Origin of the sequence: Prevotella sp. 10(H) (assembly GCF_000711235.1) — a bacterium.
Taxonomy (GTDB): domain Bacteria; phylum Bacteroidota; class Bacteroidia; order Bacteroidales; family Dysgonomonadaceae; genus Dysgonomonas.
Window position 1 is genome coordinate 298,478 of record NZ_JOMI01000002.1, and the last position, 12,559, is coordinate 311,036.

A 12,559-nucleotide genomic window follows, 5' to 3' on the forward strand; every position below is an offset into this window, starting at 1 on the left:
ATTGCTTTATATCCTGAAAAACAATATCTTTGCACCGCTTTTAAAGCAAAAAATGTTTAACTTTTTAATGATACTGATCAGGACAGGCGCCAGATCGAATTTGAATGATTGATAATTTAAAAAATGTACAGCCGGTTGCAGACTTCGACTGGGATGCGTACGAAATGGGAGACTCTTACACAGGTAAGAGCAAAGACGAATTAGTAGAAACCTATGACCAGTCGTTGAACAAAGTAAACGATAAAGAAGTGGTAATGGGTAAAGTAACTGCTATGAACAAACGCGAAGTTGTTGTTAATATCGGTTACAAATCAGACGGTGTTGTTTCGATGAATGAATTCCGTTACAATCCTGATCTGAAAATCGGCGACGAAGTAGAAGTATACATCGAAAGCCAGGAAGATAAAAAAGGACAGTTGATCCTTTCTCACAAGAAAGCCCGTGCTACACGTTCTTGGGATCGTGTTAACGAAGCTCTTGAAAAAGATGAAATCATCAAAGGTTACATCAAATGCCGCACTAAGGGTGGTATGATCGTTGACGTATTCGGTATCGAAGCATTCTTGCCGGGTTCTCAGATCGACGTGAAACCAATCCGCGACTACGATGTATTCGTTGGTAAGACTATGGAATTCAAAGTGGTGAAAATCAACCACGAATTCAAAAACGTTGTTGTTTCACACAAGGCTCTTATCGAAGCTGAACTTGAACAACAGAAGAAAGACATTATTTCGAAACTTGAAAAAGGTCAGGTACTTGAAGGTACAGTTAAGAACATCACTTCTTACGGTGTGTTTATCGACCTTGGCGGCGTAGACGGACTTATCCACATCACAGACCTTTCTTGGGGACGCGTTCAGCATCCTGAAGAAGTGGTTAAACTGGATGAGAAAATCAACGTTGTTATTCTTGACTTCGACGATGATAAAAAACGTATCGCTCTTGGCTTGAAACAGCTTACTCCTCATCCATGGGATGCTCTTAGCTCCGAACTTAAAGTTGGCGATAGAGTGAAAGGTAAAGTTGTCGTTATGGCTGATTACGGTGCATTTATCGAAATCGCTCCGGGTGTAGAAGGCTTGATCCACGTATCGGAAATGAGCTGGGCTCAACACTTGCGCAGTGCACAGGACTTTATGAAAGTTGGCGACGAAGTAGAAGCTGTAGTGCTTACACTTGATCGTGACGAACGTAAAATGTCATTGGGTATCAAACAACTGAAACCGGATCCATGGGAAAATATCGAAGAAAAATATCCTGTGGGAAGCAAACATACAGCTAAAGTACGCAACTTCACTAACTTCGGCGTATTCGCTGAAATAGAAGAAGGCGTAGACGGCCTGATCCACATTTCTGACCTTTCTTGGACTAAGAAAATCAAACACCCTAGCGAAGTTACTTCTATAGGTGCCGATATCGAAGTTCAGGTGCTTGAAATCGACAAAGAAAACCGTCGTTTGAGCCTTGGTCACAAACAACTTGAAGAAAACCCTTGGGATGTATTCGAAACTATCTTTACAGTAGGTTCTATCCACGAAGGTACAGTTGTGGAAATGGTTGACAAAGGTGCTGTAATCTCTCTTCCTTACGGTGTTGAAGGTTTCGCAACTCCAAAACACTTAGTGAAAGAAGACGGTACTCAGGCTAAAGTGGACGAAAAATTAGACTTCAAAGTAATCGAATTCAACAAAGACTCTAAGAGAATTATCGTTTCTCACAGCCGCGTGTTCGAAGACGAAAGACCTGAAGCTAAAGAAGCTGCAGCTGAGAAGAAAGCAAGAAAAGCTGCTAAGAAAGAAAAAGACGAAACAGTTAGCCAGTCATCCAGTATGGAAAAAACCACATTGGGCGACATCGAAGAACTAGCTGCTTTGAAAGAAAAACTTTCAAGTGGTGATGCCAAATAAGCATTGAAATATTATTATAATAGAAGAGGGTAGCTATTTTTAGGATAGTCCTTTTCAAGAGTAATAGACTGTATATCAGATGTAGATATTTGTGGTTTTAGCCATATCCTGCATATGTTTCTACATAATGGCTTGGTTATTACTACAATTTTATAAATACAAATATATACAGTTTGTTTTAATCTAAAAGCCTATAGATGAAAAGATTTTGAAGTCTTACATTTATAGGCTTTTTGCTTTTGTTTGCTTGGAAATTATTTTTCTACATAACTAATTTCGCTTTAGTTGGTTGTAGTGAATGGAAGTAAAAAAATAAGCTATTGGTAATACTCAGTTCTGTTGTTCTGAAAAATCAATCCATAAATGTCTCAATTGGATATTATCATCATATACTCGATATGAAATAGAAGAATAACTAGACAAAGTATCGTTCTCGTTATTTATCACAAGTAAGTCATTCTCTAGCCAAGTTAATTTATCATCATTTGCGTTCTTAATTTGCTCCTGTATCCAATTATTTACTTTTTGAATCCAATACTTTGGAGAATCTGTCTGAATATATCCTATAATTCCAGCATAAACAACATCCTTGCCATGACGTCCATTCTTAAAACGTTCGATACCTCCTGAATTTTTTACACATTTATTATTTTGATATTCTCCACAAACATATTCCTTCTCTCTGTTTTTAGGTAGTTTAGAGTTTAATCTTTTAGCTTCAAATTTAATCAGTGAAGGAGAATCATCATCAATATTATTCTCTTGAGCATATGCATGAGTTCCAAATACAGCAAAATCTGTTGATGTATTTTCTTTATCATCTTCAATATTTTGATGATGAAAATAAAATGGATATTCAGACGGTTTTTTAGAATTCAGAGTTTTACAAAGTCTATTTGTTATCGCATTTTCATTTTCGTCATTTTTACCTTTAAAACCAATTAAAATCAGTGATAAGTAGTCATAAACCTTGTTGATTATAGTATTGTCAGGAGCACTACTTAATGTACCAAATGTATTATTTATTATTTCTCGCATCACTTCCCCTGTTTAAATAGATCAACAAATGTTTCATCCGCATCTCTCACAGCAATAGAAGGTAACCAATACCTTCTTTGATTGGGTTTGTATAAAAATATTACATTTTTATGATATACTTTTACTATTCGTTTAATCCATAAATTATATCCTTGTTTGCTATTTATTAGGTTTTTCAATTTAGATTCAATTTCTTCGATAGATGAAGGAATATCTATTTCTGGTTTATCTCCTAAAACAAAGGGATACGCAATAAATTCATTTCCTACAATCGGAGTGTAAGGTTTGAAATTATCATATATAGAATTAAGAATATCACAATACATTTTCCCATAGACTTCTAATTCTTGGAAATCAACATGAGCTAATACTATGCTCTTTTCTCCTGCTTTTCTAAAATCTGCATAATAATCAACTATATCATTCAATAATATTTTCTCTATATTATCCAAAGGAATTTGAGGATATGGCAAGTTTAGAATATCTCCTTTTAAAGGAACACCTTCTCTAGAAGTTAAAACTTGTCCACTTAGTAGCCACATTAAAGGAACACAATTTTCATCTTTTAGATAACTTCCGAGTTTATGTAAATCTGAAATATCACTTTTAGGTGAGTGGATTCCAAATATTTTATCTTTAAAAGTTAAATATTGATCACTATAAATTACCGGAATGGATCTACCAGTTACACTTTCCTTTATTAATAAATGCGGCGGTTGGAATATTTCTTTATTTTTTTTTCGAGGTCTCAAAAAATATTTACTCGTACATATTTCTATTTTTGAAATTCCATTCTCTGTAAAACCATCTGTTTCTACATAATTATAGTTTGTGATCCAATCTGCTTTATACCTTTTCTCTAGATTGTTCAGCTCCTTAATTTCTTCTTCTATTTTATTTTCCTTTAATGAAAGATTTTTAACCCTTTGAATATTTTTTGAATTCGCTGATTCTATCCAACCTTCTGCAACTTTCCAATTGTTGTTTTGCACTCTTTCATTCAAGTATTTTCCAACTGTTTGAATATCCTTAGCTGTGATTTTATCTAATAGCTGATGAAGTCTTCCTCCACCCAAAAAATTTGCCTGCCATACTCCAGGGAGTTTTATTGCTGATTTATAGGGTACCTTATGAATATCATAATGATCAATTTCAAAATCAATTTTTTCACCTGAAGCTTTTGTTCTTCTAAAAATGTTATGGAAACATGGTTTGCCAGGATTAGCTGCTTTTTCTGCAAAAACAGAGACTACTGCGGGCTTAGCACTAGAACTACTTCCGATAAATAACTTGGCTCTTAATGATGTAAAATCAAAAATACCCTTAATATAATATTGCTCAAATAAATATTTTCTAAAATCATACGTATTGGTATTATATAAAACAGGACCAGAAGGCAATATTAGACAACAATTTCCTCCCTCACTTAATAATTTGATAGATTGTTCTAGGAATAGTAATGCAATTTGATTGTCTGGTACAACAGGACGATCCTGATTATTCTCTTTTTCTTGTTTATCTACTGTATTTGCCCAATCAGTAAATTCAGAGTTAAAGGGAGGATTCCCAATTATGAGTTGAAAATCAGATTTTATTTTTTCTTCTTGTAATGTCTTAAAGAAATCACCTTGATATAAATTACAGCCAATAAGATCATCAAAATGTACATTCCTCCATATCTCTCTTGGTGACAATGAATCTAATAAAGCAAGCCCAAGACTGAAATAAGATAGGGTGACAGCTTCATCTTCTAAATCGCAACCGAAAATATTTTTTTGTAATAAATCTTTAAGCTCTTGAATGTTTTCTTTTTTAGGTCTCTTCCAATTATTTTGAACTCTCCACCATTGAATCATTCTTTTAAAAGCTCCGACAAGAAAAATTCCAGAGCCACAAGCCGGATCTAAAATTTTAAAATCTTTTTTAGGTTTTTTCAATGGCATGCATTGGTCAATAAGAAACTGAACTAAATATGGAGGGGTATAGACTACTCCTTTCTTCTTTTGTCCGTTCTCATCAGCTAAAAAATCTTCATATATATGGCTTATTAACTCAATTGGAAGGTAATTAAATTGATATAATCGCCAAAGGCTCATTTGCCCTATTCCTTGGTTACCTTCCGCAAAAAATGAAACATCTCCTCTGACAAAATACTGGAAAAGGGTAAGATCTATTTTCTTTTTGAGCGTTAATAGTTCGTTATCATCCAAATAAAAAATTTGCCCATTAAAATGTTCTTCACTAGAAAGCTCCTTTAGAACATTAACAAACGTATCCACATTCTCTAAGACTCCTTCTAATGTTGGATTATGAGGATTGTATGCTTTATAAAATTCGTTAGGATTCAATGCTCCGTTACCATCCTCATCTTTTCTCTCTTCAAGATACTTTATAAGTATCAGCATCATTAAGATTCGTTTAACTAATGCTGAATTTTCATTTCCTAGACGAGAAATTATATTTGACTTGACATTTTTTAGTTGGGATAGTAATTGTTCATATGCACCCTCTTCATATTTGAATTGCTTACCTTCATTAGAATCCCAGAATAAACCAGAATCGAATTGACGAACATTATAAATATCCAATTTCTGTTGTATATCATCTAACAAATCAATAAAATCATGAGGCGATGTAATAAATTCGCTCCCATCCGTATCCCATTCTGGTTTTTTACCACAATTATATATTAGAATTTGAGATGCCCTAATAATGAAACAAAAAGGAACTATTCCTGCATTCCACAATTTATGATGAATATCAGCTTCAGGAGTATTCAAATTTTGTCCAGACTCATCATAAATATAAATCTGGGGTTTAGGGGGGCGATTGTCATTATAGAATCGAAAATAAACAGCCGTTGCTTCAAATTCGTTAGCTTGTTCTAATGCTAGAAATAAATCTGGATCATTTTCGTCAGCTCTCTGAGAGACTAAACGCAAACCAGAATATCTATCATTAGACATTCCCAATTTACCTAAAGCAGAATGAAATGGTATGTTGGAACCGACACTCATTATACTAAATTATTATATAGACGAAATAAGATATTAATAAGCTATTATTTACTTGACAATTATTTATACTTTTCAATATAGTCTCTTATTATTTGTACATCCAATTCTGGAGAGAAACCAAGTCTTATAGTTTCTTTCCAATAAGGCTCTGAGTTGCAAGGATTATTACCTGTTCTGAATTTAACATGGAATAAATCTGCTGTTTCAGATCTTTCAAATATATCCATTATCAGATAATCATCATTTGCTAATTTTAAGAAATTCATATTACTCTTTGAACATTCTTGAAATCCAAAATGAAATAATATGGACTCTATTTTTTGTAATATACTCATAATATGGACTTTATTGAAAATTTCACTCTGTTCTTCGTATAATTGCTGGATAAAATTGAATAACCATGATAAAGATAATATAAACTTTTTTTCATAAAAAATCATTTTCTCTAAACCTTCCCTATCCTGACCTCCTATTCTTATACAAATTAATCGGTCCCAAGTGGGATTATGTCAAACAATTTAATTTTATAAGAATGGAAAACAATTCAAAATCAACAGTTTCAGAAGTTATCGATCACCTGATCGAAAAATTCAACACACAGGTCAGAGTAAAGAACGGAAAAGAGGTCATAGGTTCCACCAATGCCAAAGACTATAAGATGTTGAAAAACTCATTGGAGAAATTCGTCTCGGAAAATTATAAGAAACCTTTAGCTGGTTTTACCTTTAGGCAGATTGATTCTGATTTTCTGTCCGGTTATATTGAGTATCTTGAAAGACGCGCTGCTAATATGGGAACAAAGGGAGCTCTACCCAACCGTCTGAAAAAACTTCAGGCTGTATTCAACCACGCTCGTGATATGGGAATTAAGGGCACTGATTCAACTGTATTCAGTCATATAACAGAACAGATGAAAATATCAGGGGCAACACCCTTAATTCTTTCTGCTGATATAATGAGTAAGATAGAAAACATCGACCGTTCGTTTTTTTCTCGTACAGAACTGTTTCATATTGACCTGTTCCTGTTCAGTTATTATTCCGGAGGAATGAGTTGTTCCGATATGGCCTATCTAACTTATGGGCAGATCAAGAAAGGCATTATTACATACGAAAAGATGAGAACCCGAAAGACTATAGTTGTTCCTCTTATTACAAAATCTCAGGATATTATAAACCGTTATCGGGATAAATGTTATTCAAATTATGTCTTACCTATATTCTCCGCAAAACACCTGACAGAAAAACAACAGCGCGAAAAAATAGACCGTTTGGCATTCAATATCAACCAGACATTAATCAAAGTTCGGAAGCATATTAAGTTCCAGAAGAAAATAACACTAAGCTCCACGCAGGCTGCTTTTATTGCCAGACTAAAGTCTGCTGATGCCGGAATATATCATATAATCCAAAATACAGGATGCACAATGGAATATATCTGTAAACATTTTCTATAATGTCATACTATTATCTTATAGAATAAAGATAAAGATCTTTGTGAAAAGATTATTTTTTAAGTAAAAATTTAAGTTAGTAGGTTATAGGGTGTACAGTGCAACCAATATTTTAGGTTGCACTGTATTTTATTTATGTATGTTCAGAACAATTCATTCAGATGTATCCGCATCTGTTCCTTATTTGTGTTCACATAATAATATTTATAAATTGTCTGCGGGTTATTACCTACCTGTTCCGCTATTTGTAAAGGATGATAGCCCTTGTCAATCAGCATGGAGATAAAACAACTGCGGGCGGTACTCCATGTAACTTTTTCCCTGATATGTTCATTGCTACATATCTTGTATAGTGTTTTATTTACTTTCATGGTAAGCCTGCAAACCAGTTCATATTTATGTTTTTCGGACTGGTTGTATCTTTTGAAGATAGGAAAAACATAATTCATGTAAGCTTCTTTTCTGTATTTTTCGATTAGGTCTTTTGCCTTGTCTATTACTATTAATATTACACGGACCTGCTTGTTGCATTTTATCCTTTCAAACACCAGTTCGTCTTTTTTCACACACAAGCGTGTAAGAAAGCATATATCAATATTGGATATCCCGCCGGCATAATAACTGAAAAGGAACAGATCTAAATGGAACTGTTCGCATCTGCTCAGAAAGGATCGGTCTGTATTTTCGATTAACCGCATAGATTCGGATGTAATAGCTTTAGGTATGAAAAAACGGGATTTAAATTTATCACGTATAGGATCAAAGGCAGAAATATCTACCCCATATATTCCTTTCTTTCTGGCATATGTAAAAGTGGCACGAAGGTATTTCAGTTTGGCATAAACACCTCCGTTATTACCTTTTTTTGCTCCCTGCTGCTGTACATAAACACCATATTCTGTAATGAATTTCTCATTTATATCCCGAAACAGGAATTTGGAGAATTCTTTCCGGTACTTAAGTCTGGTAAAACTTTCAAGTGATCTCTTAAGAATTTTATAACCTTTGGCCGTATTGGCACTGCTGAGAGTTATTCCGTTTTTCACACGCTTACGATTCATGAAATAATCGATAATATGATCTAGCATGGAAGAAACCGTTGTAAACCGGTCTTTATATTTCCTGTGCTCGTCATAATAATGGGATAATTCCAAAGGCGTCCATTCCTTGCCTTGAAATTCCCATCTTTCTGCTACCTTCAGATATTTCAAGATTATTTTCCGAAGCAGATGATTCTTTGAGTTGATCTCGGTAGTATTTCCAGCAAAACACTGTTTCTTCTGATTCCAGTCTTTGTATAAACCGGATATACAGATAGCCTTGGTAATTCGTGAATAACCGGTTCGGTAGAATACAATTTTCAGGCGAACCATTTGGATGTCTTTTGGAGAACGCTCTCCTTTAATGCGGATAGTAAACATAGCTGATAATTTAGTATTGAAACAATAAAATGTCAGCATGAAAGAAAGTAAGTAAAATTTGTAATAATATGGAAAAATGTAAAAAAAGAAAGCCAAGAAATCAGAACGGTTTTTCTTTTTATTGAAGTCTGTACTATAAAATGGTGTAAACCTATTGTTTTAAAGCAAGTTACATAGCATCAGCTGTATATATTAAAAATACAGGTTGTCTCCCGACAACCTATTTATTTATAGAATATTAAGTGTATTTCGGATTCTCTTATTTTATGTATTAAATTGATAAACTGAGTTTTATACATTTTGACATTCTGCAGCCATTTTGAGGTGTAAATTGACAAAAAGAGAGAAAATACTCTTTAAATATTATATCTAAATCTCAATTAAATCAGTATGTAATGCAATACACAAAAGTGTTTGTAAAGATACATATAGTGTGCCATATTTTAAAACATCTCATTCATATGCTTAAGTACGTCATCTTTATGAGTCTGATCCCAATAATGCTTATAGATTGTATTGGGGCTATTGCCTGCAAATTTTGCCACAGCAATCGGATGGTATCCTTCATCAATCATCTTGGTAATAAAGGTACCCCTTGCTGCATACCAGGTAAATTCTTTTTCAAGTTTTAATTCCCGGGCAACTTTCTTTAATGTCCTGTTTACTTTCTCCTGAAGACGCTTTACACGTTTGAATTGCTGGTGTTCTGTTTTGTGCTTAACCGTAAATATAGGGAGTACATAGTTTTGGAAACATTTATCCTTATACTTTTCTACAATAGCTTTAGCCTTTTTATTGAATGGCATCTCAGCCTCTTTCGGGAATTTAGTCCGTTCATAAATGATTATATCATCCACAATACAATCCCATATCAGATAACAAACATCGATACTAGCCATACCTCCGGTATAGAAACTGAATAAAAAAATATCTATCCAGAAGATCTCTTTTTTACTGAATATGGATTTATCCATTTCTTCCATCTGTGTAATAATTTTGTAGGGAATTGTCTGAGGTGGATTTTCTTTCCTTTTGAAATGCTGACTGACACAATCAAAAATTCTCTTATCCGTATAGGGTTGTCCCATCAGGCTGGCATTATAAAATACACCGACAAACTTCTTAAGTCTTTCAGGAAGTCCTGCACTTGTTCCTTCTTTAAGCCCTCTTTCCTGAAGATAGAAGACAAAATCTTTCAGGAATTTCTCATCTATATCTCTGAAATAGTAAGTAGAAAAACTTCTGTCATATACTTCCTGTGTAAATTTTTGTAGCTGTGATCGAAGATAATAATATTGCCGAGCATTATTAACACAGGATATGAACTTACCGTTCTTGAGCCTCTTCTGGTCTTTCATATTCTCTATGATGATATCGATACACTGTGATATTGGTAGGACCTTTACCTTTTTCGTCCGTATATTTTTGTCTTCCGTATCGAAATAATGTGACCACTGGACAGGTGACCATTCAATGCCTTCAGCTTCCCATCCTTCGGCAACCTTCTGATATTTGAGCCTAAGATCGATAAGAATTTTATTCTTTCCGGCTGCATCTTTTGATTTGGGCTTAAAGTTTTGCGTTGCCTGATCCCAGTCTTCATACCTTCCCGATACATTTAATGCTTTAGATACTCTGGGATAACCTGTCTGGAATAAAATCATATCCAGTTTTACCAGCTTACCGTCTTTAGGGTGTGGTTTTCCTTTGAAGTTAATTGTATACATTATTAAGTGGTTTTAATTGCCATTTATGTAGGATTAATTCCTACATATTATTCTACATGAGAATAGGGCTATACCACGAAAAAGGTTTACTCTGAGTATATTTTAGTATATAACCCGTACGAGTAAACCTTTTAAATATCTTACAATCTTTTGGTTACAGAATATTACTCTGTATATATATGAAAAAGAGGCTGTCCTAAAAATAAGCTACCCTCTTTTTTTATTACCTGTTTGTTATTTCTTTATGTAATCCTGCAATGCTTTTACATATTTATCGAATGCATCTATACCGACTTCGGTGATTTTGCATACTGTACGTGGCTTTTTTCCATCGATGAATTTCCTGACACTTATATAGCCTGCTTCATTCAATTTATCTATCTGCACACTCAGGTTCCCTGCAGTAGCATTCGTTTTCTCCTTGATAAAGACAAAGTCAGCTTCCTCCACTGATAAAAGTAAAGACATAACAGCCAACCGGAGCTGAGAATGCAAAAGAGGATCCAGATCTTTAAACATGTTTTTTTGCTTTTCTGTTCGCTATATGGCCGGGGATGCTTAATCCCGCAATGACACAGGCAGCTAGTATAATAAATTGAAGAGAGCTGTCTCCCGTGAAATAGGTTGCGACAGATAATATTGCCCCTGTCCAGAAAATAATTGCTCCGTAAAAGTACAATCTGAAACGGCAGGCAACCGATGTAACAAATTGTGCCGTTCCCATCATCAGCAAGATGCACGGGGTGATGATGATAGTTAATGCGGCTGTTTTTAGTATACATGCACTTCCGAAGATGACAAGGATGAAGACAATTACCGATATGGCAAATGCTTTCCATATATTCGATACTATCTTATCTATATGAGTAGTTACAATAGCTTCTCTTTTCTTCTTTCGGTTTATGAATGCAACTATTGCCATCATTGGAATCATTAATATCCATACCCAGAACGATTGGCGCGGCTCACTCAGTGTATGCAGGAGAATGTAATTAAATATAGCTGTAAGCGCTACGAAATATCCGCAGAATATGCTTGTGTTACCCGCTCCTTTCCGAAAGTTATTCTGAGCCTGAGTAATCATCTCGTTAATTAAATTCAGGCTATCCTGTTCTGAAAACTTTTTTTCCATAGTTTATTGCTTTATTGCGGATACCAGATTTATGGATGTCGAGGTATTTCCATCTACCGTAAACTTGCATTCCTCAAATACAGGCGGTCTTCTAAGTGTTGCCGGATCGATATTATTGCTGAAACCGTACTTTTCTGTCGGTATTCCGTATTCTCCCAAATCCAGTTTTCCGTTGTCATTCTCGTCCTGAAACATTGTAATTGCGTAATCACCTTTTTTCAGATCATCGAATTTTACTTCCGTTTTACTACCCTCTATCGGTATTACTTTTCCTGTCCCTTTATTGCTGAGGAAAGGGGTTTCAGAATCGAACAAAGCTATATACAGCTTTCCCGATTGATTTTTTATGCCTGTTATTTCGACCGTCACGCTATGCTGGGCTTCAATCATGCCTGAAATAAACCCTGCTAAAAATAATATAAATATAAATCTTTTCATAATTTAATTTGTTTAAGCATCGTCCAACATTTGAATTATCTAAATCATGATTTATTGCAAATATAAACTAGTTTATAATATAAACCAAATTATTTCATAAATAAATATCAAATATTGAACCTATTGTTTGATTCAAAGGTTTTAATTATATTTATAAAAGGTATTAACTAAAAGGATTATGATATGGATGAACTGGTTACTGTAAAAACTTCTGATTTTGAAGCTGATCTGGCTATAGCAAAATCGTATCTTATAGATAATGGCATTGACTGTGTTGTCAATGGAGAATATATTACCATCGGTCTGCCTGAGGGTGGGGGAGCGAGATTGCAGGTAATGTCCGATAATTACAACCGTGCAGTGGAGTTGCTTGTCCAAGGTGGATTTCTCAGAAGAGAAGACGTCAAATAGTAGGCATCTTATGAA

General features: G+C 34.4%; 11 protein-coding genes. 3 read left to right on the plus strand and 8 right to left on the minus strand.

What is annotated here, in order from left to right; all coding sequences use genetic code 11:
* Positions 1–107 precede the first annotated feature (107 nt).
* Positions 108–1,907 carry a 30S ribosomal protein S1 gene (gene rpsA, locus K348_RS0104855; protein WP_029903460.1) on the plus strand — a complete coding sequence of 600 codons (1,800 nt, stop codon included), beginning with the start codon at positions 108–110 and terminating at the stop codon, positions 1,905–1,907.
* Positions 1,908–2,237: 330 nt separating this feature from the next.
* Here the strand turns inward: rpsA and K348_RS0104860 are convergent, their stop codons facing one another.
* From K348_RS0104860 to K348_RS0104870, 3 genes are read right to left on the minus strand one after another with little or no spacing between them, the layout of a single operon-like run.
* Positions 2,238–2,945, minus strand: a complete 708-nt coding sequence (locus K348_RS0104860) for a hypothetical protein (RefSeq protein WP_029903462.1) — start codon at positions 2,943–2,945, stop codon at positions 2,238–2,240.
* Positions 2,945–5,962 (minus strand): class I SAM-dependent DNA methyltransferase, encoded by a 3,018-nt coding sequence (locus K348_RS0104865; RefSeq protein ID WP_029903470.1) that lies wholly within the window; start codon positions 5,960–5,962, stop codon positions 2,945–2,947. Before K348_RS0104865 ends, K348_RS0104860 begins: the two co-directional genes overlap by 1 nt.
* A gap of 59 nt (positions 5,963–6,021) precedes the next feature.
* Positions 6,022–6,297 carry a hypothetical protein gene (locus tag K348_RS0104870; RefSeq protein WP_029903472.1) on the minus strand — a complete coding sequence of 92 codons (276 nt, stop codon included), beginning with the start codon at positions 6,295–6,297 and terminating at the stop codon, positions 6,022–6,024.
* A gap of 197 nt (positions 6,298–6,494) precedes the next feature.
* Between K348_RS0104870 and K348_RS0104875 the strand changes: the two genes are divergently transcribed.
* Entirely contained in the window at positions 6,495–7,418 is a 924-nt protein-coding gene (locus K348_RS0104875; protein WP_029903474.1) for a phage integrase SAM-like domain-containing protein, read from the plus strand.
* A 140-nt stretch (positions 7,419–7,558) separates the two neighbouring features.
* Here the strand turns inward: K348_RS0104875 and K348_RS0104880 are convergent, their stop codons facing one another.
* From K348_RS0104880 to K348_RS0104900, 5 genes are all read right to left on the minus strand, one after another.
* Positions 7,559–8,836: a phage integrase SAM-like domain-containing protein gene (locus K348_RS0104880; protein ID WP_029903477.1), complete on the minus strand. Its 1,278-nt coding sequence runs from the start codon at positions 8,834–8,836 to the stop codon at positions 7,559–7,561.
* A gap of 443 nt (positions 8,837–9,279) precedes the next feature.
* A complete protein-coding gene (locus K348_RS0104885) occupies positions 9,280–10,563 on the minus strand; it encodes a phage integrase SAM-like domain-containing protein (protein WP_029903479.1) in 1,284 nt (427 codons plus the stop codon).
* Between the two features lie 234 nt (positions 10,564–10,797).
* Positions 10,798–11,082, minus strand: a complete 285-nt coding sequence (locus tag K348_RS0104890) for a transcriptional regulator (protein WP_029903481.1) — start codon at positions 11,080–11,082, stop codon at positions 10,798–10,800.
* Positions 11,075–11,695 (minus strand): hypothetical protein, encoded by a 621-nt coding sequence (locus K348_RS0104895; RefSeq protein ID WP_029903483.1) that lies wholly within the window; start codon positions 11,693–11,695, stop codon positions 11,075–11,077. The genes K348_RS0104890 and K348_RS0104895 overlap by 8 nt, the downstream gene beginning before the upstream one ends.
* Before the next feature lie 3 nt (positions 11,696–11,698).
* Positions 11,699–12,133 (minus strand): DUF2141 domain-containing protein, encoded by a 435-nt coding sequence (locus K348_RS0104900; protein ID WP_029903485.1) that lies wholly within the window; start codon positions 12,131–12,133, stop codon positions 11,699–11,701.
* Between the two features lie 183 nt (positions 12,134–12,316).
* Here K348_RS0104900 and K348_RS0104905 point away from each other — a divergent pair, with 183 nt between their 5' ends.
* Positions 12,317–12,544: a hypothetical protein gene (locus K348_RS0104905; protein WP_029903486.1), complete on the plus strand. Its 228-nt coding sequence runs from the start codon at positions 12,317–12,319 to the stop codon at positions 12,542–12,544.
* The last annotated feature ends 15 nt before the right edge of the window (positions 12,545–12,559 follow it).